This window comes from Mesorhizobium sp. M1338, from assembly GCF_040318045.1.
Classification (GTDB): Bacteria; Pseudomonadota; Alphaproteobacteria; order Rhizobiales; family Rhizobiaceae; genus Mesorhizobium.
This window is the reverse complement of record NZ_JAMYLL010000002.1, coordinates 112,520-128,169: the sequence shown is the minus strand read 5'-3', so window position 1 is coordinate 128,169 and position 15,650 is coordinate 112,520. Positions and strand designations below refer to the sequence as shown.

Below are 15,650 nucleotides of genomic sequence, written 5' to 3'. Positions count from 1 at the left end.
GCGAAGAAGTCCTCTCGTCCAATGCCTGCGGCGGCTACTGCTGGATGGTAACCTTGCTCAGGCTGAACAGCGTGCCGGTCGGCGTCGGCACGAACCCGGCGATGTTCTTCTGCTGGGCCGTATAGCTGTAGGACGTGTAGAGCCAGATCCACGGCGACATTTCCGCGAGGTGCTTCTCGAACGCGGCGAAGATCGCCTTGCGTTTTGCCGGATCGGTCTCGGCGCGGCCCTGTTGCATCTGGCTGTCGAGCGTGTCGTCGATGTAGTTCGCCACCTTCTGCAGATTGCCCGCCTTGGTCCAGTAGCGGTTGTACATGGTGTAGGGGTCGGCGCGGCCGCCGTTCAAGGCGATCGCCATGTCGAAATCGCCCTTCAGCCAGGCGTCGACATAGACGTTGAGTTCCATCATCTTGATGTCGAGCTTGACGCCGATTTCAGCGAGTTGCGACTGGATGACCTGCGCCTCTGCCGCTGCCGTCGGCGGCTCGCCGGTGGCGCCGATCACCGTCGCGGAAAAGCCGTCGGCAAAGCCGGCCTCTTGCATCAGTTTCTTGGCCTTTTCGACGTCGCGCTTGTAGCAGAACAACTGGCTTGGGTCGGTCGCCAGAGCAGGGATGGTCAGCGGTCCGGTCACCTTGCCTTCGCCGAGCGAAGCGGTATCCAGCACCTCCTGTCGGTCGATGGCGCAGGAGATCGCCTGGCGCACCTTAAGCTCGGTCATCGGCTTGCGCGACGGATTGAGCTGCAGCACGTGATAGGCCAGCACCGGCACCCGGTTCAGTTGCAGGCTGGGTTCCCTGGGCACCAGCGTGGCGACGAGCGGGTCGTTGAGCAGCGCGAAATCGATCTGCTTGGTGCGCATGGCGGCCAGGATCGCCGCTTCATCGGGAAGCACGCTGATCTCGATGCCGTCGACACCTGTCGCACCCCCGGCCCAATCCTTGTTGGCGCTCAAGACTTCCTTGGCGTTGGGGTCCCATTTGTCGAGCTTGAAGGGTCCGGAGCCCAAAGCCTTGGTGCCGATCGAGCCGGCCTTGATTTCGCTGGCCGGGGCGATGGCAGCGTTGACGTCGCTCATCGCCGTCAGGATAGGCGCATCGGGCTGCGACAGATGAAACACCACGGTTTCAGCATCCGGCGTATCGATGCTGGCGATCGACAGGAAGTTGGCACGTGCCGCAGCCCCCGTCTTCTCGTCGAGGATACGCTCGAACGATGCCTTGACGTCGGCCGAGGTGACGGCGGTGCCGTCCTGGAATTTTGCCTTGGGGTCGAGCTTGAAGGTCAGCTCCTTGCCGTCCTTGGAGAACTCCCAGGAGGTGGCGATTGCAGGGATGATCCGCAGGCTGGCATCGACACGCACCAGCGGCTCATAGATCAGCTCCAGCAGCCGCAGCGACGAAAACGCCGTCTGCTTGTGCGGGTCAAGCCCGGTTGCGTCCTGCGACCAGGCCATATGCAGCGTTGCAGCACTCGCCTGCGTTGAGACCGCGGCCACGCCGAGCATCGCGGCCAGCGTAATGCCCGACAGCAGCTTTCTTGTGAGATGAACCATTCTCGTCTCCCATTTTGTTTGAACTCGATGCCTTGCGGTTTCCGCCGACCGCTTCCAAGACACACATGCTTTGGACTATCGGCCCAGTCTATGCGGCTTCACGCTGTCTTGTCGCTGATTGCCTTTCGCAGGAAGCCTCCGGCCTTGCCGAGAGCCGCTCGCGCCTCCTCGACACCCATGCCGGTGATCGTCACCAGGATCGCCAGCTTCACATCGTTGCCGGTCTGGCCGAGCGCCTGCTTGGCCTGCTGCGCCCCACAGCCAGTCGTCTGCATGACGATCCTGATCGCCCTGGCGACAAGCTTCTTGTTCGACGGATTCAGGTCGACCATCAGGTTCTGATAGCTCTTGCCGATGCGGATCATCGAGGCGGTGGTCAGCATGTTGAGCACCAGCTTCTGCGCGGTTCCCGACTTCAGCCGGGTCGAGCCGGTGAGCACCTCCGGGCCGACGACCGGCGAGATGGCGATGTCGGCGATGCCGGCAATCGTCGAGGCCGGATTGCAGGACAGGGCAACCGTCGTTGCGCCCACCTGCCGGGCATAGTTCAGCCCGCCGATGACATAGGGCGTGCGTCCGCTGACCGCGATGCCGACCACGACGTCGTCTGATGTGAGGTCAATGTCCTGCAATGCCCTGGCGCCCATCTTCGGATCGTCTTCGGCGCCTTCCGTCGACCGCACCAGAGCGTCGCGACCGCCGGCGATCAGACCGACGACCATGCCTTCGGGCACACCAAAGGTGGGCGGGCATTCCGAGGCGTCGAGAACGCCCAGCCGGCCGCTGGTGCCGGCGCCGATATAGATCAGACGCGCGCCTTTCTGGAAGGCAAGCACGATGCGGTCCACCGCGGCAGCGATTTCAGGCACGACCTTTTCGACAGCCGCCGGGACGGCCCTGTCCTCGTCGTTGATCTTGCGCAGCACGTCGATGGTCGGCAGCAGATCGATGTCCATCGTCCTCGGGTTCCGGCCCTCGGAAACCAGCCGGTCCAGCTCGGACATCAACCCTTGCTCGGTCATCCCAATGCTTTCAAAAACCATGCGGCGCAGCCGGATGAGCATGGCTCGCCGATCGGCGCAAACGCACACGGACCAAGGTCCGTGGTCGCTACCCTGTTTTCTCTGTTAACTTTTTAGAATTGGATATTCATATCGTCAACAGAAATTGGGAATATTTTATTCCTTCGCTGACAAGACACTACCGTCCGTCGAGGGGTCTTTTGGCAAGGATGATCGCGCCCGACACCGCGTCGCCGTCGGCGGGCTTCAGGCGACGCCGGACATCGGGGGAGAGCCAGGGCTCGAGCGGGCTGGCGAGGCCGCCCAGCAAGGCCACACGCGGCGCGCCTTTCTCGAACAGCACCCGCACCAGCGTATCGATCTGCTCGGCCGCACTTTGCACGATGCGCCGTCCGACCGGATCGCCCTGGTCGGCGTGGCGCATCACCATCGGCGCCAAGGCGGCATAGTCCGTAGGACTGGCGCGGTCCATCCAGGCGACGGCTTCCATCGGATCGTCCTCGAAACGCTGCATCACTTCCGCCAGAAGTGCCGTCCGCTCATGCCGGCCGTCATGGGCGCGCAACGCCAGCTGCACGGCTTTCAGGCCGAGATCGGCACCGCTGCCTTCGTCGGAGATCGGAAAGCCGTAGCCGCCGACGCGCAGGTCGCGGCCCTCCACAAAGCCAAGGCCGATCGAGCCGGTACCGGCAATGACGATGGCGCCGTCCTGGCCCGAATGCGCGCCAAGGCAGGCGCCGACTCCGTCGCTGACGAAATCGATGCTGGCGAAGGGATGCGCGATCGCTCGCAACGCCTCCAGCGCACCCTTGCGGCCGATGCCGGCAAGGCCGATGCCGGCATGGATTCGAGCGATCTCGGTCGGTCCGAAGCCAGCCTCCTCGATCGCCGTGCCAAAGGCTTCCGCGACGGAGGCCCAGGCGGCGTCGATGCCGAGCCGCATCGTCGCCGGGCCTGACAGTCCTTGTCCCAGCACGTTTCCCTGGGTATCCTCGATGCGGGCGCGGCAACCGGTGCCGCCGCCGTCGACGCCGAGGAAATAATCCGCGCCGCTGCTCATGTGCTCAGCCGCTCGATGTTGGCGCCGCACAGGCGGAGTTTTCGGTCCAGTTGCTCATAGCCGCGGTCGAGATGATAGACGCGGTTGATGATGGTTTCGCCTTCGCAGACAAGCGCCGCCAGCACCAGCGACACCGATGCGCGCAGATCGGTGGCCATCACCTGCGCGCCATGCAGTTTCTCGCCGCCACGCACCAGCGCCGTGGTGCCTTGCAGCTTGATGTTGGCGCCGAGCCGCATCAATTCGGGAACATGCATGAAGCGGTTCTCGAAGATTGTTTCACGCACCAGCGAAGCACCGTCGGCGCAGCACATCAGCGCCATGAACTGCGCCTGGAGGTCGGTCGGAAAACCGGGGTAGGGTTCCGTCGTGACGTCGACAGCCCTGAGTGGCCGGTCGCGCGAGACGATAAGTCCGCGGTCGCCCGGCCAGACGCTGACGCCGGTGGCCTCGAGCAATTGCACCACCGAGGCCATATGCTCAAGCCGGGCGTGGGTCAGTTCGAGCTGGCCACCGGTGATCGCCGCGGCGATGGCATAGGTGCCGGCCTCGATCCGGTCGGGGATGATGTCGTGCGTGGCCGCATGCCAGTTGGTGTCGCCGGCAATCAGGATGCGGTGCGTGCCGGCGCCTTCGATGCTGGCACCCATGGCGTTGAGGCAAGCGGCGAGATCAGCCACTTCGGGTTCCCGCGCCGCGTTGAGGATCTCGGTTTCTCCCTTGGCCGTGGTCGCGGCCATCATGGCGGTTTCCGTCGCGCCGACCGACGGTGAGCTCAGGACAATGCGCGTGCCGGTCAGCCCGTTCGGCGCTGATGCGACGATCGAACCGTTCTCGATGGCGATCTTGGCGCCCAGCGCGGCGAGTGCCGCGACATGCATGTCGACCGGCCGCGCGCCGATCGCGCAGCCGCCCGGCAGCGAAACCCGGGCATGGCCGAACCGGCCCAGCAGCGGCGCCAGGACGAGCACCGTCGCCCGCATCTTCCTGACCGTATCGTAGGACGTCTCCTTGGAAACGGCGGCACTGGTGTCGATCGTCGCGGCATGCGCCGATCGTGTCACTTCGGCGCCATGAAGCCGCACCACGCCGAGCATGTTTTCGACATCGGTCACATCAGGCAGATTGGTCAGTTCGAGCGGGTAGGGGCTGAGCAGCGCCGCCGCTATCTGCGGCAAGGCGGCGTTCTTGGCGCCGGATATGGTGACCGCGCCTTCCAATCTTTGTCCGCCGACGATCCGCAATCTGTCCATGGGCTGAAACCTTGTGCGACGAAAGCCGGCCATACTCGGGCGGCTTTCTCCGGAGATACTGCTCCGAATCCCGGATGTTGGCTCGGCCCAGTTCGAGAATTAATTCTACGTTCTTGGCTGTCAATCGGAATTGGAATATTTTATTCCTTGAGCCGGCACCTGAAAGCGCGAGGAAATCCCGTGTCCGTCCTGAACAGGATCAATGTGAAGCTCGACGGCATGGCGCCCGGCGATCGTGAGATCGGCCGGTACATCGTCGACAATCCCGACCAGATGCTGCGCCTGTCGACGGCCGCCCTCGCGGCCGAGATCGGACGCAGCCAGTCGAGCGTCGTCAAGTTCAGCCAGAAGCTCGGCTATGCTAGCTATCAGGAGCTCAAGCTCGCCGTCAGCGAGGCCAAGGCGCGGGAGTGGCAGGTGCCGGCCGGCATGATCCACGGCTCGATCGAGGTCGGCGACAACCATCAGGTCATTTTGAAGAAGCTGATCGGCAGCAAGCTCCTGTCGATGCAGCGGACGATCGTCGCCAACAGCGAGCGCATCATCTCCAGGACGTTGGAATTGCTGGATGGCGCGCGCCGCATCCATCTGGTCGGCGTCGGCGCTTCCTCGCTGGTGGCGCGCGATTTCTCCTACAAGCTGATGAAGCTCGGCCGCAATGTCATGCATGACAGCGACAGCCACATCCAGATGGCCAATGTCTCGACGCTCGGGCCTGATGACGTGCTGTTCGCACTCTCCTATTCCGGCGCCAGCATCGAAACCTTGCGCATCGCCGAGCTTGCCCGCAAGCGCGGCACGATGGTGATCGCCGTCACCGGCCTGCACGACAATCCGCTGAGCCGGGTCGCCGACATCCGCCTCTATACCATCGCCGACGAGGAGCGTGCGCGCTCCTCCTCCATCACCGCGCGCGACGCACAGCTGACGCTGACGGACCTGTTGTTCATCCTGCTGGTACAGAAGCAGCCGGATGCCAATGAGTACGTTCACAACAGCGAAGTGGCGGTTTCGGTGCTGAAGGCCGAGCGGTCTTCGTAGCGCCACAGGCGATATTGGACCGCGCAACGCCGGTCCCGCGGCCGTCTGGCGCAACAGCTGCAGCAATGCCATCTCTTGCCTGTCACCCGCAAAGGCGCGACCCTGTCTAATCGGGCGAGACGCTTCCGCCGAAATCCGCAGGGAGAGAAAAATCATGACATCCGATGTGGCCGTCATTGCAGGCGCCGGCGCTGGTCTGAGCGCTTCGCTTGCGCGCCTTCTCACCCGGGAAGGCTTTCGCGTGGTTCTGGCCGCCCGCAACGTGGAGAAGCTGAGCGCTCTGGTCGACGGGACCGGTGCGCTGGCCGTCGAGACGGATGTCGCCGACGCCGCGTCCGTCGCCAAGTTGTTCGACGCCGCCGACAAGGCCGGCCCGCTGGCGCTCGTGGTTTTCAATGCCAGCGCGCGCACGCGCGGCCCGATTGCCGAACTGGATACCGAAGCGGTCAAACAGGCATTGCTGGTCGGCGCCTATGGCGGCTTCCTGGTCGGCCAGCAGGCGGCGCGTCGGCTGCTTGTCCGGGGTTCCGGGTCGATCCTGTTCACCGGCGCCACCGCCAGTGTGAAGGGATTTCCCGGCTCGGCCGGCTTTGCCATGCCTAAGTTCGGCCTGCGCGGCCTGGCGCAGTCCATGGCCCGCGAACTCGCCCCGAAGAACATCCACGTCGCCCACTTCATCATCGACGGGGTGATCGAGCCGCCCGGACAGGCAGCCGATCCCGACCGGCCGGACCGCCGCCTGTCGCCGGACGCCATCGCCGAGGCTTATCTCGCGACCCATCGCCAGCATCGCAGCGCCTGGAGCTCGGAGCTCGAGCTGCGGCCCTGGGTCGAGACGTTTTGACAATCCAGCGGATCGCCCAGGGGAAGCAACGCAATCCTTCCGCACTTCTATACATCAGGAGATGCTCATATTTCGCGATGCTATGCTGTCTATCCAATACACAAAAAAGGCACTATGTAATATATACGTTTGTTTAACTTCGGTTGTGCATGTTGCAAACTTCCCTTCGAGGCGGCGTTCGCCCTGTTCGTCGCGATGGATGCGGCCGTGGACACGTTCATGATGCTGGCCAGCGTCTGCACCGTCGCGGCGAGTACGGCAATGATCGCTCCCAGCCACAGGGAGGCGACGCAACCTGAAACCGTCTCGGGACAGCTCGAACCCGAGCCCGTCGGATGATCGACGACAGCATCCGTCCCCAGCTCGGCATTATCGGCGGCCTCGGGCCGCTTGCATCGGCTGACTTCTACTTCAAGCTGACCCGAATGACCCAGGCGTTCCGGGACAACGAACATGTGCCTACCGCAGCTGCCCGACAGGACCGAGGCCATCCTTGCCGGTCATGACGGCCCGCTGGCGCCTTTGAAAGCCGCGGTCTCGACGCTCAATACGCTCGGCGTCGCCTGCATCGCGGTGCCGTGCAACACCGCCCATCATTGGTACGACCAACTGGCGACGAATTCGCACGCGGAGATCATCCATATCGGCGATGCAGTGGTGGCGGAAACGCGTCGTAGCTTGGACCGAGGCCGGGTTGCGATTCTCGCCACCCAGGGCACGTTGGTCTCCGGCTTCTATCGGGACAGGATGTCGGCGGCGGGATTTGAGCTCTCCCTTCCCGCGAACACCGAGTTCCAGGAGGGCGTCGACTGCGCGATCAGCCTCGTCAAGGCTGGTTCGATCGCGGATGCGGCGGTCGAAACCGAGCGTGCGCTCGACATCGCGCAAGCGGCTGGCGCTGATGCCGCCCTCCTCGGCTGCACCGAACTGTCGGTGGTGGCCGCCAGCCTCGCCGATGTGAATGGATTGGTCGTCATCGACAGCAATGCGGCCTTGGCGCGAGCCTGTCTGACCCGATTGGGTTTCGGTGCGCAAGAAGCCCGAGGCCTGCCGACAGTATCGCGGCCGCGGGGACATGACCGATCGATACGCGCCAGCTCGGTCGCACTGGCCCAGCCGTATGAAGCGGCGGTCTTGCTGCTGAAGGCCGAGCGGTGCTGATAGTTCGAGACTGTCAGCCTTGGCGCGGCACGCCCCTGGCAAGCAGGTAGACGAGATACGGTCCGCCGAGCAGCGAGGCGAACAGGCCGGCCGGCAGTTCGTAGGGAAAGGCCGCCATGCGCGACAGCCAGTCCGATACGATCATCAGCAAGGCGCCCAAAAGCATTGCGCCAGCAAGGTGGACGCGTGCGCGGGAAAATCCCACCAGCCGCGCAAGGTGCGGCGCGATCAGGCCGACGAAGCTCAATGGGCCAACGACCATGGCGGCGAGCGCTGTCAGCATCGCGGCGACAATGATCAACGTCAGCCGTCCGCCGGCGACCGGAATGCCCAGCCCGCGCGCGCTGTCGGGTCCGAGCGGCAGGATGTCGAGCCAGCGGGCGGCGAGAAAAAGCGGCAGCGTCAGCGGCAACAGACAGGCGAGTGCTAGTCCTGCATCCAGGGCGGTTGCCTGGCCGGTCGAGCCGCTCAGCCAGCGCAGCAGGAGATAGGACTGCGCGTTGCCCATGGCGATCGTCGCGGTGATCGCCGCACTGCACAGCGCACTCATGGCGATGCCGGCAAGCAGCAACCGCTCGGCGCCGAATTTTGCTCGTGCGGCAAGGGCGAGCATGGCAATCAACGCCGCCAGTGAGCCCAAGGCGGAGCCGGCGAGTTGCCAGCCGAGATCGGCCGTGGCGCTGACCATCAGCACGGCGGTCAGCCCGGCACCGGCACCGGTGCCGACGCCAAGCACTTCGGGGCTCGCCAACGGGTTGCCGGTGACCCGCTGGATGACGACGCCGGCTGCCGCCAGCATGGCGCCGGCGGCTGCCGCCACGCCGATCCGTGGCGCGCGCCAGGCGGCGAGGTCGCTCAGCACGTCGCCGCTGGCGACCGACCAGCCCATCGGGCCACGCCCAACGATGAGCGCCACGGCGGCGGCGACAAGTGTCACCGCAAGCAGCAGCAGAATAATGAGCCAGGGTCGGCTGGCCTTGCGCGGTGCAGTGCCATTGGCCACGAGTTGCGGCCATTCGAACAGGCGCAGCCTGGGCAACAGCCACAGCAGCAGCGGGCCGCCTAGAAGTGCGGTGCCGGCACCCGTCGGAATGCGCTCTCCGCCGGAACCGACGGCGAGCTGCACCAGCCCGTCCGTCAGCCACAGCAGCACGGCGCCGATCAGCGGCGCGGCGATCAGCTTTTGCCGCAAGGTGCGTGCGCCGGAAAGTGAGGCCAGCGCGGGCGCGGCAAGGCCAATGAAACCGATGACGCCAACCTTGGCCGCGACAGTCGTCGCCATCCACACGGCAAGCGCGATGATGAGAAAGCGGCTTGAATGACGGGCGACGCCCAAGCCGCGCGCCGAGGCGTCGTCGAGGCCAAGGACGGTCAGCGGCCGCAGCAGCATCAGCGCCGCAACGGCGCCGGCCGCCAGCCGAACCGTCAGCGCGATGGTCGGCCCCCAATCCTGCTGGACCAGCGAACCACCGCCCCAGATGAACAGCGAGAACAGATACTCGCCATTGGCGAGGATCAGGGCGGCACTGACGGAACTCGCGGTCAGCGCCACCATCATGCCGGCGAGCACGACGGACACCGGCTCCAACCCGCGCCGCCAGGTCAGCGCCAGCACCAGCAGCACTGCCGTGGTGCCACCGGCAAAGGCGACCAGTCCCTGCGCTCGCTCCATCAGAAATGGCGCGTATAGCGAGGCGATCGTCATGGCCAGTTGCGCGCCGGCCGAAATGCCGAGCGTCGATGGCTCGGCCAGCGGATTGCGCAGCACATGCTGCAAGAGCAGGCCAGACAAGCCGAGCACAGCACCCGCCAGCACGGCCACCGCGGCGCGCGGCAGTGTGCTGTAGAGCTGGATGACACGATCGAGGTCAATGCCGTCGCCGGGCAGTGCGACCGGCCACTGCATGCCGACCCGCCATGCAAACAGAAGTGTTGCCATCGCCGCCAGGAAGCTCCACAGGGCGATTGGCGACAGTGTGACCCCAGATATGGCGCGACGATCGATTGGACGCTCAGCCATGGGTCCGTCCAGCAAGTGCCGCCATGGCCAGCCGTGCGAAGCGGCGTGCGGATGGGAGGCAGCCGAAATGGTTGACCGGCTCCAGCACCGCGGCGCGGTTCGCGCGCACGGCCGGCAGGGCGTTCCACAAGGCGTTTGTCGGAAGCGAGCGCCCAACATCCGCCGGCAGCGGCGAGACGATCAGGATCGATGCCTCGGGCACGCGCGCCAGCGCCTCCAGCCCGACTGGCGCTGCCGCACTGTAGCTTGTCTCGTCGGTCCATGCATTGACCAGGCCGAGACGCGTGAGCACATCGCCGAACATGGAATCGCGGCCGAAAGCGCGGAAATGCCTGCTATCACCAAGGCTGATGACGAAGACCGGTCGCCCGGAGGACGCCGGCAAGGTGACGCGAAGCCGCGCGATTTCCTCAGCCGTATCATCCACGTAGCGCTTCGCCTCGGCCTGCGGTCCAAGCTTTTCGCCCAGGGCCAGCGTCGCTGCCTCGGCGAGCGCATAAGGCGGCATACCGGCCTCATAGATCGTCCGCGCAAACACCGGCGCGATGCGCTCGAGCATCGGGCGCTGGTATTCGTAGAAATTGGAGATGACGATGAGATCCGGTGCGACGATGCGCAGCAGCTCGTAATTGGGCGCGCCGCGCAGTCCGAGATCGGTCACCGGTTGGGGGATGGCCGGCTCGACCGCGACCTTGCGGAACTGGATCAGTTCGGTCGCCGCCACCGGCTCGATGCCAAGCGCCGGCAAGGTCTCCAGCATACCCCAGTCGATCGCGGCAACACGTATTGCCGCAGCTCTGGCGGCGACGGGTGGCAGCAAAGCTGTGGCCGCCAGCGCAAGCACCTGCCGTCTGTTGGGCAGGTGGATCATCGCTGGCGGATTTGGCCCATGGCTACCAAGTCGTATGCGCCTTAAGCTTGAACGAACGGCCTTCACCATAGGAACAGGTCAGCGTCGTCTGGCAGCTCGACACATAGATCTTGTCGAAGAGGTTGGTGATGTTGAGATCGATACCCCAGTTCTCCTTTTCGTAGCCGAGCTTCAGATCGGCCAGCGTAACCGCGGGCACCTTCGCAGTGTTGGCATCGTCTGCCCATGAGGAGCCGAGATACCGCAAACCTCCGCCGATCGAGATGCCGTCGTACCAGCCGCCGCGGAACGTGTAGTCGACCGAGGCGGAGGCCATAACCTCGGGTACGATGAAGGGCGTCTTGCCGATGAGTGCCGGGTTGGCGTCCTTGGTGATGTCTATGTCGTAGGCTGTGAATGCACCCGTGACCCGGAAATCGTCGGTCACGTTCACCTTGCCTTCGAGTTCAACACCGCGCGAGCGCACTTCGCCGGTCTGCATCTGCGTGAAGAGAGTAACATTTGAAGGGACGTTCTGACGCGTCAGGTCAAACAGCGACAGGGTGAACAGGCCATCGACAAAGGTCGGTGCGTATTTCACGCCGACTTCATATTGCGTGCCTTCCTCGGGCTTGAACAGATTGCCGTTGGCGTCGGTGCCGATGATCGGATTGAAGAAAGTGGCGATGCTGGCATAGGGGGTTACGCCGTTGGCGAATTCATAGGCCAGGCCGGCGCGCCCGGAGAAGTCTCCGACGGTGCTGCTCTGCGAGCTGGAACTCGCTGAGTAGTATGTCGGGCCGTTGTCGGCGTCGAGCCAGCCACGATCGTAGCGGCCGTTCAACGTCACCAGCCAGCCATCGCCGAAGCGCAGCTGGTCCTGCGCATAGAAGCCAAGCTGCTTCTGCGTCAGGTTCTGGTTGAGGTAGCTGACGCGTGGGGTCAGCGGTGAGCCGTACACCGGATGGAAGGCGTCAATGGGGTTGTCATAGTTGGGATCGTAGAGGCCAGAGGACTGTACCTGGTCGATGTTGTAATATTTGAAATCGACGCCAGCCAGGATCGTATGTTCGATCGGGCCGGTCACCACCTTGCCTTCGACCTGGTTGTCTACAAGGAAGGTCTTGGCCGTGGTGTCATGGTCGAAATTTATCCGGGCTAGATCGGTAGGCCCTCCGACGAGTGACCAGCCGTTCGGATAGACGCTGACCTCATTGATATCGGCAGCGGTGAAGCGGGCGTTGGAGCGAACGGTCCAGTCATTGTCGAACTCGTGCTCGAACTCATAGCCAATGGAGCCCTGTTCGCGCTTGTAGAGGTCAATGCTGGGCTCCGTGAAATTCGCATCCGGGTCGATGCGGCCGTAGTTCACACCGCCAACAACGTGATCGATCACGGTGCCATCATAGGGCAGGAAGCTGCCGCCATTGTGGTTCTCGTCGATGTGGCTGTAGTTGGCCAGAATGGTCAGCGTGGTTGCTTCGTCCGGCTTCCAGGTGATGCTTGGCGAGATGAAGCCGCGCCAGCCGTTCTGCAGGTCGCTGTAGGTGTCGCCGCCGGCGACCTTGCCCGTCATGCGATAGCTGACCGTGCCATTGTTGGCGACGTCGCCGATGTCGAAGCCGAGATAGACATTGCCGGCGTCATTGATGCCGGTTTCGACATAGCGCTTGCGTTCGAACTCCGGCCGCTTGCTGACATAGTTCACCAGACCGCCGGGATTGCTGCCGCCATAGAGCACCGAGGCAGGGCCCTTCATCACTTCGATACGCTCAAGCCCGAAGCTGTCGACATAGAAGCCGCCGAAGCCGTAGCTGAAGAGCTGCAGCCCATCCATATAGGTGCCGGTGGCTGTCGCCTGGAAACCGCGGATGAACAGCCAGTTGGTGTCGCTGTCAGGGCCGAAGGGCTGCGCGAAGACGCCGGCGGTGTAGCGTAGTGCTTCGTCGGCTTTCTGCGCGCCCTGGTCGTCGATCTCCTGCCGGCCGGCCACCGAGATGGATTGCGGGATGTCCTTGATCTCGATCGCCGTCTTGGAGCCGGTCTTGGTCTTCTTGGCGACGACACCCTTGACCGGTCCGGTCGCGCTGTCGCCGGCTTCGCCCTCGACCACAACCGGTTCAAGCTGGGTGCTGGTTTGCACAGCCTGCGCGAACGCGGCCATCGTCGGGAACATCGCGGCTGCGGCGACACTGGCCGCCAGAAGCGCTTTCACCCGGTAAATTTTGCTCATTAGGAAGGTTCCGCCTGTCGATATTGAGATACATGATCATTTATCTCAACTTATCTGCGGGTCATTGGATGGAATTGGGCGGTTTGTCCGTTCTTGTCCAAACGAGGGACATCGCGACGCCATGTTGCGGAAATGTCACTGGGCGTTCTTCGCCCATGCGCCGGGCGTCACTCCAACGACCGACTTGAACACGCGTGTCAGATGCGCCTGGTCAAAAAAGCCGGTCGCCTCGGCGATGTCGCCGAGGGATGCGGCGTCACGCGCCATCATCGCCTTCGCCCTGTCGACTCGAGCCTGCATCTGCCAGCGATGCGGCGGCACGCCGGTCGCAGCCTTGAAGGCGTGGCTCATCGCGGTTTCGGACAGGCCGGTCAATGCTGCGAGGTCGGAGAGGCGGATCCTGTCCAGGCAATGCGCATCGATGTAATCCGTGACCAGCCGTAGCTTGCGGCGCGACAGCGGCGACCGACGCCTGGCGGCGCTCGGCTTGTCGATCTGGAACAGGCTTGCAAACAGGGCGTTGAGCAGGCCCTCGCCATAGAGATCATGCAGAGGCTGGTCGCTGCCGCACTCGGCGGCGATCAGGCCGGCAAGCATGGCGACGCGGTCGTCGCGAAACTGGAAACGCGACATCTGCAAGGCTTCAAGGTCGAGACTGCGGCCGAAGCGGCGCATCAGCGTCGCCGCCTCGAAATGCAGGTCGAGATGCCGGATCCGCCGCAGTCCCTCGACCCGGCCGCGGATTGGCACGCCGGCCGGTATGTAGGCCATGGAGAAGGCCTTGTCGTGGCGGCGCAATTCGCCCTTGGCGCCTTCGACGAAGAAGGCGCCGTCGCCGTCCACATCGAGCGCAACGAACAGCCGGGGGTCGGGAGAGACATAATAGCCTTCGGCCCTGTTGCCGCATGAAACATCCCAGAGGTCAGCGACCACGCCATCCCAGACATGCCATTTCAGGTCGCCGATGACGGCAAAACCCTGAATGCGGCTCTCCATGCGCGGGACGAAGAAACCCTGTTTCCTCGTGGTGTCGATCGTCCCGCAACATATATTCATGATGAAAATTATCAAGTTTTATATCATGTCAAACCGGCCCGCTTTGCCACGGCAGGCGGCCGGAAGAAACGATGGGGTGCCGTGGCTCCAGTGCGTGATGTGGTCGGAACTGTTTTGCGGCCCGACCATCGCCCTGTTGGCGATGATCAGGCGCCGGTTGGCCTAAACGCTTTCGAGATAGGTCTCGATCTCGAAATCGCTGACATTGAGCGCGAACGTGTTCAACTCCTGGCGTTTGCAGGCAACGAAGGAGTCGCGCAGGATCGCCGGAAAGATCTCCGCCACATGCGTCCCGCTTTCAAAGGCGGCGATCGCCGACGCCCAGTCCGGCGGCAGCTTTGCCGGCGGAAGTCCCTGGCCGTCACTGCGGATCGGATCGCCTGGCGATATTTGTCTTTCAATGCCTGTCAGTGCGGCGCCCAGTATGGCGGCAAGCACCAAATAGGGATTGGCGTCCGCTCCCGAAACGCGATGCTCGATACGGCGCGCACCGGTCGGTCCGCCGGGAATGCGGATCGCCACCATGCGGTTCTCATAACCCCAGGCGACGGCGGTCGGCGCATAGGATCGTGGGCGTAGCCTGCGGTATGAATTGAAGTGTGGTGCGAACACCAGCGTGCTCTCGGCCATCGCCGCAAGCAGGCCACCGACCGCATGACGCATGATCTCCGAGCCCTGGTCGGTGCCGTCGTCGAAGACATTGCGTCCTTCGCCGTCGATCAGGCTGAAATGGACGTGAAAGCCGTTGCCGGCCCGGTCGCCATACGGCTTGGCCATGAAGCAGGCGGCAAAGCCGTGCTTGCGGGCAATGCCCTTCACCGTGCGCTTGAACAGCACCGCATCGTCGGCAGCCCGCAAGGCGTCCGCGACATGGTTCAGATTGATCTCGAACTGACCGACGCCGTTTTCGGCGATGGCCGTGTCGACGGGAATGCCTTGCGTCCGGCAAGCCTCGTAGACGTCATGGATGAAGGATTCGAAGTCGTCGATCTCGTCGATCGACAGCGCCGCGTCGGAATCGAGACGGCGCCCGGTCACCGGCGAGACAGGTCCGACCGGCCGCTGCGATTGCGGATCGACGAGGTAGAATTCGAGTTCCGTTGCCGCGACCGGGGTCAGGCCCAAAGCCTTGTAGCGATCGAGGATTCGGGCCAGCGCCCGTCGCGGGTCGCCGAGATAGGGCGCGCCGGTTTCGTCGGCAAGCCAGAGCGGGATGAGCGCCGTCGGATGCGCCGTCCAAGCGACCGGCAGAATGCCGCGCCCCGTCCATTGGCACAGTCCATCGGCATCGCCGGTCGAGAACACCAGGGTGTTGCCTTCGATATCCTCGCCCCAGATGTCGAGCCCGATCAGCGAATAAGGCATGCGCAGCTTGCCTTCCAGCGCCTTCCTTGCCTGCTCGACCGGAATGCGCTTGCCACGCATGATGCCGTTGAGGTCGCATACCGCCGCCCTCAGACTCTGGATGTCGGTCCTGCTTTCAAGCCAGTTCAAAACGTCCGCAATTGCATCGCTCAATTTATAACCTCTGGTTTTTGAAGGTGCCGCAGCCTCA

At 63.8% G+C, this 15,650-nt stretch carries 13 protein-coding genes; 3 read left to right on the top strand and 10 right to left on the bottom strand.

Annotated features, from left to right (window positions below):
• Positions 1-34 precede the first annotated feature (34 nt).
• The 4 genes from NKH19_RS02560 to murA form a co-directional block, all read right to left on the bottom strand.
• Entirely contained in the window at positions 35-1,555 is a 1,521-nt protein-coding gene (locus NKH19_RS02560) for an ABC transporter substrate-binding protein (RefSeq protein WP_352981677.1), read from the bottom strand.
• A 98-nt stretch (positions 1,556-1,653) separates the two neighbouring features.
• Positions 1,654-2,577, bottom strand: a complete 924-nt coding sequence (gene murQ / locus NKH19_RS02555; protein WP_352981867.1) for an N-acetylmuramic acid 6-phosphate etherase — start codon at positions 2,575-2,577, stop codon at positions 1,654-1,656.
• 178 nt (positions 2,578-2,755) lie between these two features.
• Positions 2,756-3,637 (bottom strand): glucosamine kinase nucleotide-binding domain-containing protein, encoded by an 882-nt coding sequence (locus NKH19_RS02550; RefSeq protein WP_352981676.1) that lies wholly within the window; start codon positions 3,635-3,637, stop codon positions 2,756-2,758.
• Positions 3,634-4,890: a UDP-N-acetylglucosamine 1-carboxyvinyltransferase gene (gene murA / locus NKH19_RS02545; RefSeq protein ID WP_352981675.1), complete on the bottom strand. Its 1,257-nt coding sequence runs from the start codon at positions 4,888-4,890 to the stop codon at positions 3,634-3,636. The genes NKH19_RS02550 and murA overlap by 4 nt, the downstream gene beginning before the upstream one ends.
• Positions 4,891-5,070: 180 nt before the next feature.
• Here murA and NKH19_RS02540 point away from each other — a divergent pair, with 180 nt between their 5' ends.
• A complete protein-coding gene (locus tag NKH19_RS02540; RefSeq protein WP_352875551.1) occupies positions 5,071-5,931 on the top strand; it encodes a MurR/RpiR family transcriptional regulator in 861 nt (286 codons plus the stop codon).
• A 154-nt stretch (positions 5,932-6,085) separates the two neighbouring features.
• Complete coding sequence (locus NKH19_RS02535) at positions 6,086-6,775, top strand: SDR family NAD(P)-dependent oxidoreductase (RefSeq protein WP_352981674.1); 690 nt, start codon at positions 6,086-6,088, stop codon at positions 6,773-6,775.
• 89 nt (positions 6,776-6,864) lie between these two features.
• Here NKH19_RS02535 and NKH19_RS02530 read toward each other — a convergent pair whose 3' ends face one another.
• On the bottom strand, positions 6,865-7,230 hold the full coding sequence (locus NKH19_RS02530; RefSeq protein ID WP_352867228.1) for a hypothetical protein: 366 nt from the start codon (positions 7,228-7,230) through the stop codon (positions 6,865-6,867).
• Here NKH19_RS02530 and NKH19_RS02525 point away from each other — a divergent pair.
• The gene (locus NKH19_RS02525; protein WP_352981673.1) at positions 7,229-7,936 is read left to right on the top strand and encodes an aspartate/glutamate racemase family protein; all 708 of its coding nucleotides are present in this window, start codon (positions 7,229-7,231) and stop codon (positions 7,934-7,936) included. The genes NKH19_RS02530 and NKH19_RS02525 overlap by 2 nt on opposite strands.
• Before the next feature lie 13 nt (positions 7,937-7,949).
• On the opposite strand, the gene fhuB is transcribed toward NKH19_RS02525, so the two are convergent.
• The 5 genes from fhuB to NKH19_RS02500 form a co-directional block, all read right to left on the bottom strand.
• Positions 7,950-9,956, bottom strand: coding sequence for a Fe(3+)-hydroxamate ABC transporter permease FhuB (gene fhuB, locus NKH19_RS02520; protein WP_352981672.1), 2,007 nt, complete (start codon positions 9,954-9,956; stop codon positions 7,950-7,952).
• On the bottom strand, positions 9,949-10,827 hold the full coding sequence (locus NKH19_RS02515; protein ID WP_352981671.1) for an ABC transporter substrate-binding protein: 879 nt from the start codon (positions 10,825-10,827) through the stop codon (positions 9,949-9,951). The genes fhuB and NKH19_RS02515 overlap by 8 nt, the downstream gene beginning before the upstream one ends.
• A 22-nt stretch (positions 10,828-10,849) precedes the next feature.
• Positions 10,850-13,039, bottom strand: a complete 2,190-nt coding sequence (locus tag NKH19_RS02510) for a TonB-dependent siderophore receptor (RefSeq protein ID WP_352981670.1) — start codon at positions 13,037-13,039, stop codon at positions 10,850-10,852.
• 135 nt (positions 13,040-13,174) lie between these two features.
• The gene (locus NKH19_RS02505; RefSeq protein ID WP_352981669.1) at positions 13,175-14,110 is read right to left on the bottom strand and encodes a helix-turn-helix domain-containing protein; all 936 of its coding nucleotides are present in this window, start codon (positions 14,108-14,110) and stop codon (positions 13,175-13,177) included.
• 147 nt (positions 14,111-14,257) lie between these two features.
• Positions 14,258-15,613, bottom strand: a complete 1,356-nt coding sequence (locus NKH19_RS02500) for a glutamine synthetase family protein (protein WP_352981668.1) — start codon at positions 15,611-15,613, stop codon at positions 14,258-14,260.
• Positions 15,614-15,650: the final 37 nt, after the last annotated feature.